Origin of the sequence: Fibrobacter sp. UWB11 (assembly GCF_900143015.1) — a bacterium.
Classification (GTDB): Bacteria; Fibrobacterota; Fibrobacteria; order Fibrobacterales; family Fibrobacteraceae; genus Fibrobacter.
In genome coordinates, this window is record NZ_FSRT01000003.1 from 198,166 (window position 1) to 219,342 (window position 21,177).

The 21,177-nt window shown below is 46.4% G+C and carries 19 protein-coding genes; 11 read left to right on the forward strand and 8 right to left on the reverse strand.

Translation table 11 applies throughout. The annotated features are described in order from the left end of the window. Nucleotides 1–180 precede the first annotated feature (180 nt). A complete protein-coding gene (locus BUQ91_RS13025) occupies nt 181–1,338 on the forward strand; it encodes a trans-sulfuration enzyme family protein (protein ID WP_074209583.1) in 1,158 nt (385 codons plus the stop codon). 142 nt (nt 1,339–1,480) lie between these two features. After that, the gene (locus tag BUQ91_RS13030) at nt 1,481–2,392 is read left to right on the forward strand and encodes a PLP-dependent cysteine synthase family protein (protein ID WP_074209584.1); all 912 of its coding nucleotides are present in this window, start codon (nt 1,481–1,483) and stop codon (nt 2,390–2,392) included. Between the two features lie 90 nt (nt 2,393–2,482). Here the strand turns inward: BUQ91_RS13030 and BUQ91_RS13035 are convergent, their stop codons facing one another. The 5 genes from BUQ91_RS13035 to BUQ91_RS13055 all read right to left on the reverse strand — a co-directional run bounded on the left by BUQ91_RS13035 (nt 2,483) and on the right by BUQ91_RS13055 (nt 8,085). Then, nucleotides 2,483–3,247 (reverse strand): ABC transporter permease, encoded by a 765-nt coding sequence (locus tag BUQ91_RS13035; RefSeq protein ID WP_074209585.1) that lies wholly within the window; start codon nt 3,245–3,247, stop codon nt 2,483–2,485. Continuing rightward, nucleotides 3,244–4,059 (reverse strand): ABC transporter ATP-binding protein, encoded by an 816-nt coding sequence (locus BUQ91_RS13040; RefSeq protein WP_072829442.1) that lies wholly within the window; start codon nt 4,057–4,059, stop codon nt 3,244–3,246. Before BUQ91_RS13040 ends, BUQ91_RS13035 begins: the two co-directional genes overlap by 4 nt. A gap of 12 nt (nt 4,060–4,071) precedes the next feature. Continuing rightward, nucleotides 4,072–5,100 carry an ABC transporter substrate-binding protein gene (locus tag BUQ91_RS13045; RefSeq protein ID WP_074209586.1) on the reverse strand — a complete coding sequence of 343 codons (1,029 nt, stop codon included), beginning with the start codon at nt 5,098–5,100 and terminating at the stop codon, nt 4,072–4,074. 17 nt (nt 5,101–5,117) lie between these two features. Beyond that, nucleotides 5,118–6,329 carry a hypothetical protein gene (locus BUQ91_RS13050; protein WP_074209587.1) on the reverse strand — a complete coding sequence of 404 codons (1,212 nt, stop codon included), beginning with the start codon at nt 6,327–6,329 and terminating at the stop codon, nt 5,118–5,120. 328 nt (nt 6,330–6,657) lie between these two features. After that, on the reverse strand, nt 6,658–8,085 hold the full coding sequence (locus BUQ91_RS13055) for a MocR-like pyridoxine biosynthesis transcription factor PdxR (protein WP_074209588.1): 1,428 nt from the start codon (nt 8,083–8,085) through the stop codon (nt 6,658–6,660). A gap of 141 nt (nt 8,086–8,226) precedes the next feature. Between BUQ91_RS13055 and pdxS the strand changes: the two genes are divergently transcribed. Both pdxS and pdxT read left to right on the forward strand, forming a co-directional pair. Beyond that, nucleotides 8,227–9,105, forward strand: a complete 879-nt coding sequence (gene pdxS / locus BUQ91_RS13060) for a pyridoxal 5'-phosphate synthase lyase subunit PdxS (protein WP_072829449.1) — start codon at nt 8,227–8,229, stop codon at nt 9,103–9,105. Beyond that, the gene (pdxT, locus tag BUQ91_RS13065) at nt 9,105–9,719 is read left to right on the forward strand and encodes a pyridoxal 5'-phosphate synthase glutaminase subunit PdxT (RefSeq protein WP_074209589.1); all 615 of its coding nucleotides are present in this window, start codon (nt 9,105–9,107) and stop codon (nt 9,717–9,719) included. Before pdxS ends, pdxT begins: the two co-directional genes overlap by 1 nt. A gap of 101 nt (nt 9,720–9,820) precedes the next feature. Here pdxT and BUQ91_RS13070 read toward each other — a convergent pair whose 3' ends face one another. The 3 genes from BUQ91_RS13070 to nifH are packed head-to-tail and all read right to left on the reverse strand — an operon-like array spanning nt 9,821 to nt 13,667. Continuing rightward, nucleotides 9,821–11,173 carry a nitrogenase component 1 gene (locus BUQ91_RS13070; RefSeq protein WP_074209590.1) on the reverse strand — a complete coding sequence of 451 codons (1,353 nt, stop codon included), beginning with the start codon at nt 11,171–11,173 and terminating at the stop codon, nt 9,821–9,823. Nucleotides 11,174–11,190: 17 nt separating this feature from the next. Beyond that, the gene (locus BUQ91_RS13075) at nt 11,191–12,795 is read right to left on the reverse strand and encodes a nitrogenase component 1 (protein ID WP_074209591.1); all 1,605 of its coding nucleotides are present in this window, start codon (nt 12,793–12,795) and stop codon (nt 11,191–11,193) included. Nucleotides 12,796–12,821: 26 nt separating this feature from the next. Then, nucleotides 12,822–13,667, reverse strand: a complete 846-nt coding sequence (gene nifH / locus BUQ91_RS13080) for a nitrogenase iron protein (RefSeq protein ID WP_074209592.1) — start codon at nt 13,665–13,667, stop codon at nt 12,822–12,824. Nucleotides 13,668–14,130: 463 nt separating this feature from the next. Here nifH and BUQ91_RS13085 point away from each other — a divergent pair, with 463 nt between their 5' ends. The 7 genes from BUQ91_RS13085 to BUQ91_RS13115 all read left to right on the forward strand — a co-directional run bounded on the left by BUQ91_RS13085 (nt 14,131) and on the right by BUQ91_RS13115 (nt 21,174). Beyond that, nucleotides 14,131–15,342, forward strand: coding sequence for a MalY/PatB family protein (locus tag BUQ91_RS13085; protein WP_074209593.1), 1,212 nt, complete (start codon nt 14,131–14,133; stop codon nt 15,340–15,342). A 190-nt stretch (nt 15,343–15,532) separates the two neighbouring features. After that, on the forward strand, nt 15,533–16,477 hold the full coding sequence (locus tag BUQ91_RS13090) for a LysR family transcriptional regulator (RefSeq protein WP_072829459.1): 945 nt from the start codon (nt 15,533–15,535) through the stop codon (nt 16,475–16,477). Between the two features lie 43 nt (nt 16,478–16,520). Continuing rightward, nucleotides 16,521–17,351 (forward strand): tRNA threonylcarbamoyladenosine dehydratase, encoded by an 831-nt coding sequence (locus tag BUQ91_RS13095; RefSeq protein WP_072829461.1) that lies wholly within the window; start codon nt 16,521–16,523, stop codon nt 17,349–17,351. 152 nt (nt 17,352–17,503) lie between these two features. After that, nucleotides 17,504–17,932 (forward strand): DUF4418 family protein, encoded by a 429-nt coding sequence (locus BUQ91_RS13100; RefSeq protein WP_074209594.1) that lies wholly within the window; start codon nt 17,504–17,506, stop codon nt 17,930–17,932. Then, the gene (locus BUQ91_RS13105; RefSeq protein WP_074209595.1) at nt 17,913–19,103 is read left to right on the forward strand and encodes an ABC transporter permease; all 1,191 of its coding nucleotides are present in this window, start codon (nt 17,913–17,915) and stop codon (nt 19,101–19,103) included. Before BUQ91_RS13100 ends, BUQ91_RS13105 begins: the two co-directional genes overlap by 20 nt. Further along, nucleotides 19,103–19,786, forward strand: coding sequence for an ABC transporter ATP-binding protein (locus tag BUQ91_RS13110; RefSeq protein ID WP_074209596.1), 684 nt, complete (start codon nt 19,103–19,105; stop codon nt 19,784–19,786). The genes BUQ91_RS13105 and BUQ91_RS13110 overlap by 1 nt, the downstream gene beginning before the upstream one ends. A 17-nt stretch (nt 19,787–19,803) precedes the next feature. Beyond that, on the forward strand, nt 19,804–21,174 hold the full coding sequence (locus BUQ91_RS13115; RefSeq protein ID WP_074209597.1) for a sodium:solute symporter family protein: 1,371 nt from the start codon (nt 19,804–19,806) through the stop codon (nt 21,172–21,174). Nucleotides 21,175–21,177: the final 3 nt, after the last annotated feature.

The window sequence follows — 21,177 nt, forward strand, 5'->3', positions numbered from 1 at the left end:
TTCAATAGCTTGAATTTTGCTTGCTGTTGTCGATGTCGAACGGGCATCTAGTTTTTAGGCTATACTTTTAAACAGGTTCCCGCTCGGTTTTATGTTCCGTAGCGGGATTTTTTTATTCAAAAAATTTCAAAAAAAACAAAGGCGCTATCACTTAGTAGCGTCACAGGAGATTATTATCTTATGTCAAATTTCAACTATATCGAAACGAAACTCATTCACGGCGGCATTGATGGCGACAAAACAACAGGAGCTGTCAACGTTCCCATTTACCAGACTTCAACCTACAAGCAGTACGGCCTCGGAGAAAATACGGGCTGGGAATATTCCCGCACAGGAAACCCGACGCGCGCTGCGTTGGAAGCTTTAATTGCGGAACTCGAAGGCGGTGTTGCCGGCTTTGCTTTTGCGAGCGGCATGGCAGCAACATCAACTGTTCTTTCACTTTTCAAGCAAGGCGACCGCATCATTATTTCGAGCAACGTCTATGGCGGAACCTTCCGCGTTCTTGACAAAGTATTCAAGAATCTCGGCATTACGTACTCCATTGAAGACACCACCGATTTAAAAACGCTCGAAACCAAGATTACGTCCGATGTGAAGGCATTTTTCGTTGAAAGCCCAGCCAACCCGCTTTTGACCGTGACGGACTTGGCAGGCGTTGCTGCAATTGCAAAGAAACATAATATCTTGACCATTGTCGATAATACATTCATGACTCCTTATTTGCAGCGTCCGTTGGAACTCGGCGCCGACATTGTGGTACATTCCGCAACCAAGTATTTGGGCGGCCATAGCGATGTGGTGGCTGGCCTTGCAGTGACCAACAACAAGGAAATTGCAGAACGTCTCGCATTCAATCAGAATGCAGTAGGCGCAGTACTTGGACCTTTCGATTCTTTCCTCTTGATTCGCGGCATCAAAACTCTTGGTGTTCGCTTGGATCGTCATACCGAAAATGCTGAAAGTATCGCCCGCTATCTCGAAAAGCACGAAGCCGTAAAGCACGTTTATTATCCGGGACTCCCGACAGCTCAAGGTTATGAAATCAACAAAAAGCAGGCCAAAAACGGCGGCGCCATGATTTCATTCGAACTCCGCGAAAACTATGACATCAAGAAATTCTTCAAGGCCCTCAAACTAGTGTCACTTGCCGAAAGTTTGGGCGGTGTCGAAAGCCTCGTATGCCATCCGGCCACAATGACCCACGCATCCATTCCAAAGGAAATCCGCGAAAAAGTCGGTATTACCGATGGACTTATCCGCTTGTCTGTGGGCATCGAAAAAGTGGATGACATCATTTCGGACGTAAACGCAGCTATTGAAGCAGCAAAGGCATAAACAGATTGCTTCGCTACGCTCGCAATGACATGCTAGGCGAATACCGCGACAAAGAACTTGTTCTTTGGCATGGTTGAGCCGACGCAGTCATGCACTTTGTGCAATGACGTGCTAGGCGAAGCCTTTTAAAAAGAGGTTTTTTATGAAATACTATGAATCCATGAAATCGTTAATCGGAAACACACCGCTTGTTAAGCTTACTCATGTTGGAGTTCCAGAAGGTGTAAACTTGTTTGTGAAGCTTGAGTTGTGGAATCCTTCGGGTAGCGTGAAAGACCGTACCGGTTATTATATGGTCGAAGAAGCTTTCGAACAAGGAACGCTCAAGCCAGGTGGAACGATTATCGAAGCTACTGCAGGAAACACCGGTCTCGGAATCGCCTTTGCCGCCCTCAACCGCGACGTGCGCGTAATCTTTGTGGTACCAACAAAGTTCTCGCAAGAAAAGCAGACGCTTTTGCGTGCGCTAGGCGCAGAACTCATCAACACCCCGCGTGAAGAAGGCATGCTCGGAGCCGAAAAGAAAGCCGAAGAATTACTCAAGCAAATCCCGGATTCCATTTCGCTCAGACAATTCCATAACATGGCAAATCCTCGCGCCCATTACGAAACGACCGGCCCCGAGATTTACAAGGACCTTGACGGACATATCGATTATATAGTCGCTGGCGCAGGGAGCGGCGGCACATATTCGGGAATCCTCAAGTACCTCAAGGAACGTAATCCCAATATTCAAGGCGTGTTGGCAGACCCCGTAGGCTCCACAATGGGCGGCGGCGAACATGGCGATTATAACATCGAAGGAATCGGAAACGATTTTATCGCCGACACTATGGACATGTCCCTCGTCGATAGAGTTGTAAAAATCAATGATGACGACGCTTTTGGCGGTGCACGCGACCTCGCCAAAAAAGAAGGCATCATTGCAGGATCTTCATCGGGAGCGGCTTTTGCGGCTGCCAAAAAATTGATTGCTTCGGGCGCACGCGGAAACATCGTCTTTGTAGCACCGGACCGTGGCGACCGCTACTTTAGCAAGGGATTATATAAATAGATAAAAATTGATTTAACGATAGATTCGAGAAAGAAATACCCCTGATGTTTAAAACATCAGGGGCTTTTCTTAGTTGTTTTTATAAATCAATTAATTTACTTTTGTCCAAAACAAAACCTTGCGTTTTACAAATTCAAATAGTTCCATAATCGCAAGAACAACAATGCCCGTCCAAAGGATTCCGGCAACCATGTTGGGGTAATCGGAATAGTCTGCATAAAATTGCACGAAATGCCCTAGCCCTGTATTTTCGCCAAAGAGTTCAGCAACAGTGAGCATAATGAACGAAAGCCCCATGCCTACAGAAAGCCCCGAAAAAATGGAAGGAAGGCTTGCGACAAAGGCAATTCTCCACAAGTATTCAAAGCGACCAATGCCGATGATGGCGGCGTTCCGCTTGTATTTTTCAGGAATATCGGCAGCACCGGCTGCGGTATTCAAGTAAATGGGCCAAAAAGCGGCAATAAAAATGATGAATGTGGAAGAAAGATAGAATGTCGGCAAAATGGCGATTGCGTAAGGAATATAGACGTTAGGCGGAATGGGTGCCGCAAATCGGGAAATAGGCTTTAACATATTGCCCACCCAAGGAACGGATCCAGAAACAATTCCAACGGAAATCCCGACAACAGCCGCGGCAAAATAAGCGGGAACAAGCTTCAGGAGCGACGCCCACGCACTCCGCAAAAGTTCTTCACGAGAATTGAAGAGGGCTTCCGCAATCGCTTTGGGCGATGGGAACAAATATTGGCTACTCCATTCCGGGCCGCTACTGATAAACGTCCAAATTCCAAGCAAAAGAAGAAGGAATAAAAATCCTGAAAATTTAGATAGGTATTTTACAAAAATTCTCATATGCTAGCGCCCTCCTGTACGGTATGGCCGAGTTTTTCAAGGATGTCCTTGTGGTAGGCATCTTCGATTTCGATAATTGTTTTTTGAACTTTTTCGTTGCGGAACCATTCCGTGCGACTTTTCTTCACCGGGAAATCCAAAGGAATATCGGCAATAATGCGGCCAGGCGTAGAACCCAATACAATAATTCGGCTCCCTAAATAAACAGCCTCGCGAATATCGTGCGTCACAAACAAAGTTGTTATCGGACGGTCTTTTACGCCACGGCAAAGCTCAAGGACTAAATCTTGAAGGCTTGCACGATTTACAGGATCAAGCGCTCCAAAGGGTTCATCCAAAAGAAGGGCGTCCGCCCCAACGCTCAACGCTCTTGCAATAGCTCCACGTTGACGCATACCGCCCGAAAGTTCAAAGGGATATTTATGGAGGCTTCCGGAAAGTCCCACCAAGTTCAAATATTCTTCAGCCAAATGTTTTGCAAAACGCCCATTGACCTTTTTAGTTTTTTTAATAGCGAGCGAAACATTTTGTAGAAGGGTTAACCAAGGAAAAAGAGTGTAGTCTTGAAAGACTACGCTCCTTTCTGCGGAAGGTTTTTCGATTTCTTTTCCCTTCCAGTAGACACGCCCTTCGCTTGGCTTAGTAAGCCCGGCGAGAAGGTTCAGCAAAGTGGTCTTGCCACTGCCGCTTTCGCCTAGTAAACAAACAAATTCGCCTTGGTTGATTTTCAAGTTGATGTCTTTCAGGATGGGCTTGCCATCATAAGAAAAACCGAGATTTGTTGCTTCAAAACCACTTTGCGTTTGACTCATGTTGATTTTACCTTAGTTTCTAGACTTGAATATTTTTTCGGCGTTGGCATAGAATTCAGATTTGGGCTGTTGCTTGCGGAGTTCGGCAAGCGCTTTGCGATAGTAGTCAGTGAGCACGTATTCAGAGACTTTCCTGTCGGACTTGATGAATTCAGCATCTTTCAAGAAATCCCAGAAGAATTCGACCCCCTTTACGTTCGGGTCGGTATCCTGCGTCACGTAACCGCTGTAGAAAGCCTTGTTGACGAGAGCCGTATCAAGCTTAATCCACTTAGCAATAATTTCTACGCTCTTCTTGTGATCGTTTGCGACAAGTTCTTCGGCTTCAATCAGCGACTTGACCAAGCGCTTGTAAATGTCGTCACGGCCTTCAAGTTTGCGTAGCGATGCAATGAGGCGGCAGCAAATATGTCCCGGATTGATGTCCTTGCTGCGGAGCACCACAGAGAGACCCGCTTCTTCGGCACGGAGGTCGTGCGGGCCCCAGGTCACGCCGGCATACACACTGCCGTTCTTTACCGCTTCGATAACTGCAGGCGGATTTTTGAGTTCTACAATAGTAACATCCTTACGCCAGTCAATACCTTCTTTTTTGAGGCCTCCGCGAACAATGGCATCCGCTGTTCCCAAACGGATTGTAGCGATTTTCTTTCCCTTGAGATCGCTCAGTTTTTTGACGGAGCCTGCATTTTCCTTGCGGGTAATCACAGCCTGGTCGCCACCCATGAGGCCGCCAATAACGCGAATATCAGCACCCTGCGAAACGTGGATCAGCGGAGCGAGTGAGCCAAAAGCACCTGCATCGAGCTTTCCGGCACGAACGGCAGCAATGCCATCGCCAGAATTCGAGAATTCCACCAATTCTACGTCAAGGCCGTTCTTCTTGAAAATGCCCGCATCTTTTGCGATGAAGAATTTGCCCTGGCCCGTAGAAGAGAGGTAGCCAATGGAAAGCTTGTCTGCGGCAATTGAAGATGATACGCAGGCGAGAACAAAGAGGATTGCTGTTGCAATTCGGATGTATAATTTATTCTGAGTCATTGTTAAATTCTCCCTTGTTAGAATGCATAAGTTGCAGAAAGTTGATAGCGATTCAAGTCAGCTTCCTTTACCGTATTTGCAGTCCAGTAATCTGTTTGAACGTGAAGGTATTCAAAGCCAAACGAGAATGCGTCTGTCAAATTGTAGGTCGTATTGGCAAAGAATGAGAAGTTTTGTTCACGACCACCGACTTTTCTGATATCTTCGCGCTTCAGCTTGTCAAGCCCTGCACCCACATTAAAGGCCAGCTTTTGAATAAATTTTGCCTGCAAAGCGATCCAGCCACCATAAGCGCCAATGCTTCTTACGCTTTCTGGATCTTCAGTATTTGCAGCAAGTCCGCGTCCAATGCCTGCCGCATAAGTATCAAGATTTGCACCAATAAAATATTCACCAAGAAAGGTAAAGTTACTTGTTATGGGGAGCGTTAAATCCACATTGAAAGACCATGTGGGAATATCCTTCGTATCGCCTGTGGCATCCAAGTCAACTTCTTCTTGGCCGTAGTGACCGGAAATACCTAAACCGAATTTCTTGCCATCAACCCAAAGAGGAAGCGCAATGCCGATGCGTCCCTGAATTGTGGGAATGTCGGCATCAACACCAGTTTCCGAGGCAGAAGAAGTGTTGTAAGGTTGTGTTTCGCCGATAGTACGGAGAAGGGCAACGGCAAAATCCAAAGAACCTTCGCCAACAGGGACTTTTTCAGTGAATCTGAGTTGAGCTCTGCGAAGGCCCGGATCACCCGAATTGTTAAGAACGCCAGCGTTGAGCGTCGGAGTCACCAATGGAGAAATCAAATCCCATGTTTGACCGCCCAAAATGGAGAAGCCGGACTTGCCAAAAGAAATTTCACCGTAACCATGACGGAGTCTCGGAGTAGGAGCGTTGCCGGAACCGCCGCCGTAGAAATCAACTTCGATTTTACCATTTGCCTTGAAGAACGCAGTATCGCTACCGCTCGAAAGATTGAGGCCGATTCTCGTCAGGTTCGGCGTAAAATGCCAACCGCCATCATTTTCGTTTGTAATGTCCGATGCAGCGGCAAAATTTGCAAAGTTACCGTTATTACTTTTGGAATCTTCGTAAGCAGCATTCAAAGATGCAAAACCGTAAAGCGTTGCACTTACGCCAGATTTCGTGGAAACCGCAATGGGTTCTGCAGCAAAAGCGGTAAATGAAGACAAAAGGATAACTTGAGTTATAGTTTTTTTAATATTGAAATTCATGGAAAAATCTCCTAATTTTTGTATGAGTTGAGTAACCACGCAGAGCAATATTCTGCGCGCATTTAGAATCGCCAATCAACCTTCAAAAAGGCATCGGCTTATTTACTGATGAATTTTACAGCTACAACACATATAGGTATCCTCGTGTTGATTGTTCATGTGTCGGAACACTGCGTTCTCGATTGCGATGCCTAAGTTAGAAAACAAAAAACGCTTTGTAAAATACTTTATTTTTATCGCTTGATATAAGGTTTGGCTTTATGTATAAAATTAATTTATACACACTACACACAAATAGCAACAGGCTATAAACAGTGTTTGCAATCAATTAAACTTGAAAAAGGTCGGCAATGATTTGCACTGCTTTTTTCATCTTATTTCTTTCAACAGAAGAATAGTTGATAACAAACTTGTGTTCCGATGGAGTGGCCTCAAAATAATATTCCGAAAGAGCCTTAACATTGACGCCCTTTTGACGCAAGCGTTTGCCGAATTCTGCATCAGAACAATTGGTATTCATCTCAAGAATAAAATGCAAGCCAGCATCTTCTTCGTAAACATGCGCTACTTTTGAAAGCTTACTTTTATCAATCGCCGTAAGCAATGCGTCTCGTTTACTTCTGTACAAATTGCGCATACGGTTGATATGCGTTTCGTAATACCCGAGGTCAATAAACTTCGCCATCACATATTGGTCAAGAGTCGATACGGTACAAGAATAAAACGAAAGTTCGTTGTGAAATTTTTCGGCAAGGTGCGGAGGGAGAACCATATAACTGAGCCTAATGGCAGATGTCATCGTCTTGGAGAATGTATTCAAGTACACAACCTTTTCAGTTACATCAATATTTTGCAATGCGGGAATCGGTTTTCCGGTCATGCGAAATTCGCTATCGTAGTCATCTTCGACAATGTAGCGCTTGGGCGATTCTGCCGCCCAGCTGAGCAAACGATAACGCTCACCAACAGGCATCACCTTCCCGGTTGGAAAATGATGCGCCGGAGAAATATGCACGATATCGGCATTTGATTTCTTTAATGCATCTACAAAGTTGTCGCCTTCAACAGGGACATGGTTCACCTTGACACCATATTGACTGTAGATTTTTGAAATCTTGCTCCAGCCAGGATCTTCGACAGCATAGCACTTGTCAAATCCCAACAGCTGAACAAGCAAGCCATAGAGATAATCCGTTCCCGCCCCGATAACAATTTGTTCAGGCGTCACCTGAATATTCCTGAATTCACGGAGCATGCGCACAATAGCGCGGCGAAGCTCTAATGTGCCAACGCCAGGAGAGACTTGCAACAAGTCCTTTTGCCTTTCGCAAAGAACTTCTCGGGTAATCTTAGCCCAGGTCGAAAAAGGGAAAGCCTCGATATCCGCGCCATTGCTTGCAAAATCGGCAATGTACTTTGGGTTGGTATGCTCAGATTCTTCGTGAAAATCAGCCCGAAGCCTGCGAGAGCGATACGATTTTTGACGAGTCTGGACTTGTGATGTTGCTTTCGCATTTATATCAACGACAAAGAATCCCTTTTTCGGAAGAGAATAAATAAAGCCTTCGGCCAAAAGTTGTGCGTAAGCATTTTCAATGGTCACCACGCTAACGCCGAGATTTTGCGCAAGACTTCTTTTAGATGGAATCTGTTCATCTGCTAAAATTTTCCCGCTTACGATATCTTTTTTGATGCATTGGTAAAGATAATGATAAAGGCTATTGGAACCTGCCTTGGACATATCGTAAGTAAACATAAACCTGACCTTATTAAATATGCAAATCTGACATTTAACTGACCTTATAAAAATAATAAAAAACTGAATATTGAACAAGCCCAACGAATGTTTTAAATTCCCCCTTGAAAAAAAAAACATTTCACAATCAAGGAGATACTCATGCCAGAACAGAACCGTTACGAACTCAATAAGAATCTTGCCCAAATGCTTAAGGGCGGTGTCATCATGGATGTAACCACGCCGGAACAGGCCAAAATCGCAGAAGCTGCAGGCGCTGCCGCCGTAATGGCATTAGAGCGCATTCCCGCCGATATTCGCGCCGCTGGCGGTGTATCAAGAATGAGCGATCCAAAAATGATCAAGGGTATTCAGGACGCCGTTTCCATCCCTGTGATGGCCAAATGCCGCATCGGGCACTTTGCAGAAGCACAGATTTTACAGGCCATCGAAATCGACTACATTGACGAAAGCGAAGTGCTTTCTCCAGCCGATGATGTTTTTCACATCAACAAGCGAGAATTCAATGTTCCCTTCGTGTGCGGCGCAAAAGATTTGGGCGAAGCATTACGCCGAATCGAAGAGGGTGCGTCCATGATTCGTACCAAGGGAGAGCCGGGCACGGGCGACATCGTCCAAGCTGTACGACACATGCGTCTGATGAATCAGGAAATCGCCCGCATTTCCAACTTGCGCGAAGACGAACTTTTCAACAGGGCTAAAGAACTTCAAGTGTCGTACGACCTGGTGCGCTATGTTCACGACCACAAGAAACTTCCGGTCGTGAACTTTGCGGCTGGGGGTGTTGCCACTCCCGCCGATGCTGCCCTCATGATGCAACTTGGCGCAGAAGGCGTATTCGTGGGATCCGGCATTTTCAAGTCGGGCAATCCCGCAAAGCGTGCCGCCGCAATTGTTCAAGCCGTTACGAACTACACCGATGCAAAACTTATCGCCAAACTTTCCGAAGACCTGGGCGAAGCCATGGTCGGTATCAACGAACAAGAAATCGCATTGCTTATGGCAGAAAGGGGGAAATAATGTCCAACGCAAAACCGCAGATAGGCGTGCTTGCGGTGCAGGGTGCGTTCATCGAACATGAACGCATTCTTGAATCGCTTGGCGTCGAAGTCTTTGAAATTAGGCAATTGCGTGATCTCGACCGTCATTTAGACGGTCTTGTACTCCCCGGAGGTGAAAGCACCGTACAAGGCAAGCTCCTTCGCGACTTGGGGCTATTCGAACCATTGCGTCAAAAAATTGTAAACGGGCTTCCCGTGCTTGCGACATGCGCAGGGGCAATTCTCCTTGCCGAACACATCGCGGGCGAAAACAAGGCTCACTTCGCAACGCTTCCGGCAGTCATCCGTCGCAATGCTTACGGACGGCAGCTCGGCAGTTTCTTTACAGAAAACGAAGTCGCGCACATCGGAAAAGTTCCGCAAACTTTTATTCGCGCACCATTCTTCGAATCTGTTGGGAACGACGTCGAAGTTCTTTCGCGAACCGCGAGCATAAACACTGACGCAAACGCCACAAGCGCCACAAAGCAAATCGTCGCCGTAAAATACAAGAATCAAATTGCACTGTCGTTCCATCCAGAACTCAATAGCAATACAAGCATTCACCAGTACTTTTTGAATCTTGTAAAGTAGGGCATGCGCATGTCCAATCCGCAAATTCATTTACTTCAAATAAAAAATGCCGACTGATGAACCAGTCGGCACTTTTGTTGATGTAGTGAAGAAGCAAGAACTTACTTTCCGCCAACGGATGCGCTATAAATTTTTTCAAGCAAATTAAGCGCACCCTTATAACCGACGAAACTACGATTGATAATCAAAGTTTCGCTGGACGGAGGTGTAATTTCAAAGAACAAAGCGCCCTTATCATTGGCAAGATTGATTTCCCAAGAAGAAGCAAGAATCAACGGCTTTCCAGAAGAGAAATCAACTTCCTTGATTGCCTTTTCAATCAAGTAGCCATCTTCTTCGAATTCCACTTCAACATCGACACCTTCGCTGATATTATGGAAAGCATCTTCAATTCCCTTGCGGAATTTCTGCGGAGGATCGTCCGTGATAATCGCCTTGCGCGGAATAAGGCCGATTTGGTCAGCAAGGAACTTGGTGTAAGCAAGCGTGTAAGCGGAATCAGCGGTAATCGCAAATTCACTCGGCATACCATACCAGTATTCAGCAAAGAATTCAGAGAAGTGTTCCAAATAGTAGTAATAAATACCATTTTCTTGTTCAATGAACTTTTCGCTCTGTTCCTTATCGATTCCGGCAAAATCAACAACTTTGCGGATAAATGCAGCAGTTGCTTCGGCACCGATTGGAATTTCAGGAATATGGAGGAACGGCTGACCATATTTTTTCTCAAGGTGTTCAGCATTTCTCACGCCGACCCACGGAGAAACCACCAAGTTGAACTGGGCTTCTGGAATGCGCAACCAGTCCTTGACACCGTTATTTTCAGGTCCAAAGAGCACATTCACTTCAAAGCCAGCGCCACGGAGAATACGGGCAAGTTCCTGATAATCTCCGCGCCAGTTCTGGTTGTAATACGGAACTTCAAACCAAAGGTTGACAAGGCCCTTCTTGCGTTCGCCCTTGTAATCGCCCACAAACTGATCGACAATGGCGTTTACCACTTCTTCGTGACCGAAAAGGTTATTGCCCTTAAAGCCTGCGGTATCCACAGCCACAATCGGGTAACCCAAATCGCGATATTCATTCACCAAGCTGGGGACGTCATCACCAATGAGGCCGCCCACGCAACCCGTGAGAACAACATAAAGGTCGCCATCGAAAACTTTGAGTGTCGATTTGATTAACTGATCCAAAGTCTTGATGCCGCCAAACACGATATCGTTTTCGGTGGAGTTTGCGCTCGGCATGTTACCAGCACCAGCGAAAATGCTGCCCTGGAAGCCGTTTTCAAAAGTGAGGAATGCGGTTTGCTTAAGCTGGCAACCCGGAGAGCAGTTGGCTATAGGAACTGCACCCTTGATGCCGACAACCGTATTGGACGCACCGACTGCACAAGAATAGCGGGGGTCCGAAATAGAATTGCTTTTTTTCTTTGTTTTAAGTGCTTCTGACATTTTCGAAATCTCCCTTATTATGCGTTTTCTGAATTAGATTCTTTATCTTTGCTGAACTTGAGATTTCTCGGTTCAGGAAGGTCATTGAGTGTTTCCGGGTGATGCGTCAGGTAGAACGGATCGTCCTGAGCAAGCCACCAATCAGAATACGGGAGCTTCACATTACGCTTGAGAACCTGATTAAACTTTGTACGTGAAAGAACGCCCTTGAGCATTTCACCAATGCGGAGAATACCTTGATAGCCCACTGGAATATGTTCGTCACCCATGGTGAGGGTCGGGAATCCAAGGTGGCCCGCAACAGAGGCAAGGCCCGGATGGCGAATGAGCAAGAAGTCCGTCTTGGCACGCTTCAAAAGTTGCGGAAGCTGGAAGGCACGAGTCTTACTTACAGTATAGTGCGGAATGTCGCCGTAAGTTTCCACAAGTTCCTTCAAGGTGTCTTGATGCTTTCCAGCGCCATCGTAAATGGGGTCATGGTGGAAAACGAGAGCTGCATCATGGCCAATTCCAAGTTCCGAAAGAACACTGATAAGGCCGTGAGCATAAGCAGAACCCGTCATCACGATGCCGTTCTTGCCCTTGAAAAATTCGCGAAGTTCAGCGAGCTTCGGAGCAATACGCTTATGTTCACTTTCGATATATTCTTCAGCTTCTTTTTCTTTGCCAACAACTTTTGCAATAGCGCGGAGCCATTCGTCAGTGCCCTTAATGCCATACGGTTGCGGAGCATCGATTTGCGGAACGCCGAAGGATTCTTCAAGTGCGGTGGCCATGTAGCCACCCAAAGTATCGCAGAAGGTAGCAGTCGCGACAGCTTCAGAAGCCTGGCGGATTTCATCGAAAGATGCAGTATCCAAGAGGTAGTTGACGCGGAGGCCAAGCGGAGCAAGCATTTCAGAGAAATAGTCCGTTCCCCAAAGCGCAACAATATTGAGCAAGTCATTTTGCTTTTTAGTCGGATGGCGATTCACGATTTGACGGAGAACGCCATGGAATGCAATGTCGAAGCCGGTTGACCAATGCTTGGAACGGAAACCTTCGCAGTGCAGCGGAATTATAGGCACGCCAACTTCCGGTTCCATTTCTTCGGCGACGGAGTCAATGTCTTCACCGATAATAGCGGTAGCGCAAGCCATGCCAATGAAAATAGCCTTGGGATTGAAACGTTCCTTTGCATCACGAATCGTTTGACGAAGCTTTTCAGAAGCACCGAACACCATGTCCTGTTCTTTCAGGTTGGTGCTGATGTTCAAAGTATTCTGCAAAGGCTTGCCACGACGCTTAAGGCCCACATGCATAGAAAGGTTGAATTTGGAGTTTTCGCCGCTGCAGCCGATCGGGGAATGGTCAATCAAAGCGCAGTCCGTGAGGTTGCCCACCTGGCACTGAACAATTGCATTGGAGCACATGGTTTCTTGGTTCAGCGGAGAAGCGAGTTCGCAAAGCTTACAGCCGCCACCCTTGCCCGCACAGCCACCGTGCTTTTTCGCACTGCGTTCGTCGTAGGCAGATTCCTTGATCAAGTCGCTGGCTTTGCCGTCCCAACCGATAATGGTACCCAGTCGATATTCGCGGTTCTCGACCGAGGTCATATTTAAATTAATGTTAGTTGATGCCATAGATTTTTACCTCCTGCCGGTTCTCGCTAAATGGAGTAGTCCTTTTCCATCATGCCGTAGTCGATGAGAATTTGTTCCAAGCGGTCCTGCGTCATCGGAGTCGGGATGGTAAAGAGTTCATTTTCGTCGATGTTCTTCGCGAGTTCGCGGTACACATTGGCCTGGCTGCAATTCGGTTCGAAATCGATCACGGTCTTCTTGCGGATTTCTGCCTGCTGCACGATGTTGTTGCGCGGCACATACTGAATGAGCTGCGTGTTGAGTTCCTTGGTGAATGCGCGGAGCAAATCAAGTTCGTTATCGACGTTACGGCTGTTGCAGATGATACCGCCGAGGCGAACTTCACCGCGTTCAGCGTACTTCGCGATACCCTTACAGATGTTGTTTGCAGCGTAGAGGGCCATCATTTCGCCAGAAGCCACGATGTAGATTTCCTTGGCCTTGCCTTCACGAATCGGCATAGCGAAGCCACCGCACACAACGTCACCGAGCACGTCATAGAAGACGTAGTCGAGATCTTCAGTGTATGCGCCGAGCTGTTCGAGCATGCTGATGGAAGTGATAATGCCGCGGCCTGCGCAACCTACGCCCGGTTCCGGGCCACCGGATTCCACGCAGCGCACGCCCTTGAAGCCGACCTTTTCAAGGTCAGAGAGTTGAATTTCGGTCTTATTATCGCGAATGGTGTCAAGCACGGTTTTCTGATGGAGGCCACCGAGCAGGAGTCGCGTAGAGTCCGCCTTGGGGTCGCAACCGACAACGAGAACATGTTTACCTTGTTCTACAAGCCCTGCGGTCAAGTTCTGTGTCGTAGTAGATTTGCCGATGCCGCCTTTACCATAAATAGCGATTTGACGTAAACGTTTTGCCATAAAAAAGCCTCCTTAAGAGTCTGATTCCTACAAAAATGCTAGGTTTGGCGGAATTTTAGAATTAATGTCAACCCTTTCCAATATTTTTTCAACCCATTTCGACCAAAAAAAATTTTTTTCGGCTCAGCTATAGCTTCGCCTTATCGCTCAATTTATTCCGTTCCTATCACTGGTCAAAAGACATGGTTTTGAGCATCTAAAAAGGATTCGCTAAACAATAACACCTAATATTCTTATAAAGATTAAGTTTAATTATTTTATTTAAAATAATTGTTTAGAAACATTATAACAAATTAATCTAAACAGAGAAAATTTCTATTCCATCGAACACACCGAAGATTGTATAGTAAAAAACTATAACAAGCACTAGAAATATAATATTAGACAATAGCATCAATTCCTTCTATATTATGTGCCGGCGTGAAAAGCCTACAACTGCAAAGTTTTGCAACGGAGACTCGCCATGTCAGAAGATATTGAACGAAATTTAGACTTTGATACCGTTATCGAGCGTCGCCACACGAATTCCATCAAATACGACTTCGCGGTGGAGCAACGTGTAGTAAAGCCGGGTGAAGATCCTTATAGTCTTCTCCCGCTTTGGGTCGCTGACATGGATTTCAAAACTTCTTCGTTTATTCAAGACGAGTTGATTCGAGTTGCCGAATATGGGATTTTCGGTTATAGCGAGCCGAAAGACGATTACTACGAAACCGTCAAAAACTTTTATCGCCGCCGCCACAATTATAACATCGAAGACCGCAAATGGATTATTAAGGTTCCTGGAGTGATGTTTGCGCTCGGTATGGCCATCAAAGCATTTTCGAATGAAGGCGATTCCATACTCATCCAGCAGCCGGTCTACATGCACTTTGCCGATGTCATCATCAATAACAATCGCAAAGTCGAGAGCAATAATCTTGTCTATGGCGAAGATGGTCGCTATCACATCGACTTTGTGGATTTCGAAAAGAGAATCATCGAAAACAACATCAAACTCTTTTTACTTTGCAGCCCGCACAATCCCGTTTGCCGCGTCTGGACCCGCGAAGAGCTTACACGCCTCGGAGAAATTTGCCTCAAGCACAATGTCATTGTCGTAAGCGATGAAATCCATAGCGATTTCGTCTTTGAAGGAACGCATACCGTATTTGGTTCGATAAGCGAAGACCTTGCGGACAATTCCATCATCGTCACCGCCCCGACAAAAACATTCAATTTGGCAGGCATCCAAATCGCACACGCCTTCATAAAAAATCCATTGATTCGCCGTGCATTCCGCAAGCAAATTTTTGCCTCCGGCTACAGTCAAGTCAGCATCCAAGGAATCGTCTCAGCACAGGCCGCCTACAGCAAAGGCGAAGTTTGGCTCGATGCGCTCCTCAAATACATCAAAGGAAATATCGATTTCACAAACAAATTCATTAAAGAAAATTTAAAGGGAGTCAAGCTCGTACCGATGGAAGCAACCTACCTCGCATGGATTGACTTCAACGGGACAGGGCTTTCACCAGACAAGATCCAAGATCGCATCCGAAACAAGGCTCGACTGTGGCTCAACAACGGGATTCTTTTCGGGAATACCGGAGAAGGGTTCCAACGGCTGAACCTAGCTTGTCCACGAAGTACCTTGGCCGAGGCTCTCAATAGGCTAAAAGTTGCGTTCAATTCATAGGGACGCACAACGAGAAGCCCTCAGGAAGCCTAGAATCCACCTGAGGGTTTCTTCTATTTTTAATATTCCTATAACACATATAGGATAGGAACGGAAAAATTTTTATATTTTCGCCTAGTCGCAAGAGGGGGCAGCCCCACTCAAGGCGGGATTTACAACTTCACATTAAATTTAGGGATTACAAATAACCATGACATTACAACAATTACGCTACGCCATCGGAATCTCTAAAGTCGGTTCCTTCAACAAGGCTGCCGAGTCTTTATTCATTTCCCAGCCTTCATTGACGACGGCCATCCACGATCTCGAAGATGAAATCGGCATCACGATTTTCAACCGCACGAGTCGCGGTGTCACGCTCACGCCCGAAGGCGAAGAATTCATTGCCCGCGCAAACGAGCTTTACAACCACTACACTTCCGTTCTCGAACGCTACAGCAAGGAAGAACAGAAGAAGAAGCGTTTCGCTGTTTCGACGCAGCACTACTCCTTCGCCGTCAAATCCTTCGTGAACATGGTGAAGAAATTCAACATCGATGACTACGAATTCGCCCTCCGCGAAACAAAGACGAAAGAAGTCATTGACGATGTGACAAGCCTTCGCAGCGAAATCGGCATCATCTACTTGAGCGACTTTAACCGCAAGTACATCACTTACCTGCTGAGAGAACACGACCTCGTTTTCCAGAAATTGATTGATTGCAATGCTTACGCCTACATGTGGAAGAACAACCCGCTCGCGAAAAAGCCCTACGTCAACCTCGAAGACCTTTCGGAATACCCGTGCCTTTCTTTTGAACAGGGCGAAAGCGGCAACTACTACTTCGCTGAAGAAATTCTAAGTACAAACGAATATCACAGAACCATCAAGGCAAATGACCGCGCCACCATGCTGAACTTGATGGTGGGCCTCAACGGCTACACGCTCTGCTCCGGTATCATTAGCGAAGAAATCAACGGTTCCGATTATGTGGCCGTGCCGTTCAAGGATGCCAAAGGCGAAAACGACCGCAAGATGGAAATCGGCTACATCACCAAGAAGAACTTCATGCTCAGCACGATTTGCCGCATTTACATCCGCGAGATGGAAGAATACCTAAGCGCTTACACTTCTGAACATCGTTCGGAACAGTAGCATTACCCCGGTTCTACGAACCGGGATTTTCTATAATTGTTTTATGTCCCTTAGCTCTAGCATTTTCAACCGTACATCGCTCCTGCTCGGCGACGATGTCATGGAAAGCATCTATAAAAAGCGAGTCATCATTTTTGGACTCGGCGGTGTCGGTAGCTGGTGTGCCGAAAGCTTAATCCGTTCAGGAATACAGGAACTCGTTCTCGTCGATTCCGATCGCGTTTGTATAACCAACGTAAATCGCCAACTGATGGCAACTCCCAAAACCGTTGGCCAAGTCAAAGTCGAAGTTCTCAAGAATCGTTTGCTCGAAATCAATCCGCACGCAAAAATCATTGCACTGCAAGACATCTACGAAGAAGCGAATACGGAAAAATTCCAGCTAGACACATTCGACTACATTATCGATGCTATCGATAGTCTCGAGAACAAGATGCAATTGCTGTGGCACGCGTCTAAAACAAAAGCTACCGTATTTTCCTCAATGGGCGCCGCCCTCAAAATGGATCCCACGCGAATCAAGGTCGCAGAATTCTGGAAAGTTTCTGGATGTCCCCTCGGCCGTGCACTCCGCGACAAGTTCAAGCGCAAAAAACTTTTCCCCAAGAAAAAAATCATGTGCGTCTATAGCGATGAGCTCTTGAAAAACCGAGGGAAAAGTTCCTCTTGCGGAACAGACGCTTGCATGTGTCCCAAAGTTCGTCACGAGCGCAGCGAAGCAGAACTTCAAAACGAGAATTTGATCAATCATGAATGGTGCAGTACAAAAGCACAAATCAACGGCACCATGGCACACGCCACCGCGATTTTCGGATTCACTATTGCGGGCCTCGTGATGCAAGACATTTATCAAAAAGCAACATTGCAGCAATAAAAAATCATAGATCCTATCGGGCGTTGCCCTCCAGGATGACAGTAACGTGATTTGTTATAGATCTTTTCTATAAGAAGTCCTAAAAACAAAGTATTGGACAAACTCATAAACGCCTTCTATATTTGGCATCGCACAAAGACAAGGAGGTATTTATGACAAACGGCATATTTTTTGGATCTATAACAGTTTTACTAGGCACCATCGTTTCGTTGCTCTCTTTTGTTTTGCTTCCTTTTTGCAAACACATGGATGGCATCGTTATGCGATGCCATTACACCTCCATCACTGACGGCTTCGTAGGTATCGCCATCGCACTCGTTGGCATCGCCTACTTGCTATTACCCAAAGCACAAAAGGCCTTGTCTTTCGCGGTAATCGCCTTGGGTGTTATTACTTCACTTGTCCCCACAGTCATTGTAGGCGTCTGTTCGCACCCGCACATGCACTGTCATTCTATTTCATCCCCAGTTCTTCAGCTGGTAGGAATCGTTATCGCACTTTTTGCTGTGGCTAATATCGCCTTCTTGGCAAGCCGCAACTTCGAATCGGAGGATTTTACTAATGAAACACACTACGCTTAAAATTATTTATACAAACTTTTGGAGTCACCCTGTTCGAAGCCTCGGCCTTGTGATTTTGACCGCCATCGCTTCGGCAACATTACTTTCTAGTGTCATTTTTTCCAAAAGCCTTGACACTGGATTCGAACAACTTTCATCACGCATGGGAGCCGATTTGCTCATCGTCCCCTTTGATAGTGAAGCCAAGGACCAGTCCATTCTTTTGCAAGGTGATTTGAGCAATCACACACTCCCTCGCGAAGTTTTAGACTTTACACGAAAGCTCCCTGGAGTAAAAATTGCCTCCCCGCAATTTTACTTCACTACACTCAGCGCAAGTTGCTGCGATAAGAAAGTCAACATTATCGGCTTCGATTCCAAAACTGATTTTACTATCAAGCCATGGATTCGTAAAACATACAAAAGCGAATTCAAGCCTGGTTATGTCATCGCCGGAAGCGACATCGATATTGAAAAGGGCGGAATCATCAAATTTTTCGATAAGGAATTTACCGTCGTTGGAACGCTTGAACCTCTAGGAAACAAGCTCGACCAAGCCATATTTGCCGACATCGAAACAATCGAATTGCTCCGAGAGGCCGCGGCCAGCAAAGGTTACAACTTCATCCCCAAAGAAAAACCTTCCGCAATCCTCGTAAACCTCGAAAATGGAGCAGATTTCGAAAAAATTTCTCAATCGCTTTACGAACAATTCAACGACTTGCAAGTCATCCCGCGCAAGAACATGTTCGATAGCATTATCGCAACTGCAGGCTCATTCAAAATTGCAGTATGGATAATTTCTGGATTATTCTTGCTCATCGTGATTGCAGTTGTCTACATTGCATTCTCGGTTTCGACAAACGAACGCAAACGTGAATTTGCAACACTCCTCATTATCGGAGCTACTCGCAAAAAGCTCACCAACATCGTTCTTGGAGAATCCTTGATTGCAAGCGGGAGCGGAGCCTTTGCAGGTACGCTTTTTGGAGCCGTCGGCATCATATCTTTCCGCTTTTTGATACAAGATAATTTGCAGATACCCTTTTCACTCCCTAACGCATCCACCATCCTTGTAACAATTATCGGTGCGCTCTTCATCCCCGCTATTGCAGGCATCGGAGCTGCGTACCACATCGCTAGAAAAGTCGGAAAAATCGACATTTACACTGCATTAAAGGAGGACGCTTAATGATTCTTAACGGAAATAACATAACAAAGCAATACACAAGACGTGGCGAAAAATTTAATGCGGTCAACAACGCAGATTTCTTCGCATGGTCAGGCGATTTTACCGTCATCTTCGGAGAATCCGGAAGTGGCAAGAGCACTCTTTTGAACGCCCTTGCTGGCGTTACCGCACCGACATCAGGGAACGTCGAACTTGACGGGCAGCCGCTCTTTAAATTAAACGATGAAGAACTCGCACGTTTACGCAACGAGCGCATCGGCTACATTCCACAAAATACAGCAAGCCTTTCAGCATTCACCGTCGCCGAAAATATCACTTTGACTTCGACCTTGTATAACAAGAAAATCGACAAGGAACATATCAAAGCGCTATTGAACAAGCTCGGCATCGCACACCTCGCCAACGAACATCCGCAAAATCTTTCTGGTGGTGAATTGCGCCGTGTTGCCATTGCACGTGCTCTAGCCAACAAGCCAGACTTGATTATTGCAGACGAACCAACAAGCAACCTCGACGAAGAAAACAGCCGCAAGGTCTATAGTCTTTTTGCAAGGCTTGCACGGACGGGAGTCGCTGTCGTCATCGCCACACATGACAAAAACGCATTCGGTTACAGCAATCGCGTTTACCACATGAAATCTGGCTCGCTCGTTCCCGACATCGGCGAATACGGCAACCTGTAAAATTCTAACTTTAGGTCATGAAACTTCTCATCATCTACTTTCTTGTCCTTGGATTCATTTGCATCCGCGACTTGTTCAAGGTCAAGAATTTCGACGATTACGTCGTTGCAGGCCGTAAACAAAGTTCACCGCTCGTTTTCATGAGCCTCATGGCCACTGTCCTTGGGGCTTCCGCAACAGTGGGCATCGCCGCACGTGCCGAAAGTATCGGTTTTGCCGCATTCTGGTGGCTAGGCGTCGGAGCAATTGGCTTCTGGTTCCAGGCCGCATTCCTGAGCAAACCGGTTCACGATCTCGATGTACGCACACTCCCTGAAATTGCCGAAAAGACGGTCGGGAGAACAGGACGAAAGCTCGTCGCATTTATTATTGCCGTTTCATGGATTGGAATTATCGCTGCGCAGTTTGCCGCTGTCGCAGGATTCATCGGACTTGTGCTTGGGCATGATGCAGGCACGCAATCCGTTTTGATTACAGCAGTCATCGTGATTGTCTACACGCTTTTAGGCGGGCAACTTTCTGTTGTCCGCACTGACGCACTGCAATTTGGAATTTTGACTCTTGGATTTTTCGCCGCCGCAATTTATTTGTTCGGCGGTTTTTCCGGCGCAGAAAGCGCGACATTGTCAAATGGGACTTCCGCAGGCCTTGCCTCTTTCGGAAACTTTAATCTCTTGAACGAAAAATTCAGTTTCTCAGATTTAGCGATGATGTTATTTACCGTCGGCGGAGCCTATTTCCTCGGCCCCGATGTAATTTCAAGAAACCTCGTTGCGAAAGATTCTTCATCGGCGCGCAAGGCCGTTGTCATCGGAAGTTTCGCCATCCTCGTCTTTAGCGTGATTATCGTTTTGCTCGGCATGTGGGCAGCCACTTACGCACCGAATGTAGCCGGCAATAGCGTGAATCCTTTATTCCGCCTCGCCTCCGGCGTGCTTCCGCTACCACTCGCTGCACTTTTATCCGTCGGACTTTTATCGGCACTGCTTTCATCAGCAGACACATGCCTCATCAATTCCGCAGCCATTTTCGGAAGCGACATACTGAACACACGTCGAATTTCTGTAGTTCGTTTGATCGTTGTCGCTATCGGCATCATCGCCACTTACCTTGCACTCCAAGGCAAAGATATTATAGGGCTTTTAACAATGGCGTATTCCGTCTACACACCGGGAATTGTAGCACCGCTTGCAGTCGCAATCATAGCACACAAAAAGTTCAACATCAAAAAAACATTGTGGTACGCAGGCGTTGTTGTCGGTGGACTTTTCGGGCTTATCCCCGCAATTTTTGCGTCAACTGCAAAAATTGCACTCCCCGCCTACATTCCCCATATCGGGATTGCCATCTCGCTTATTTTTGCACTTGCTAGTTTAAAACGCAAATAAAAA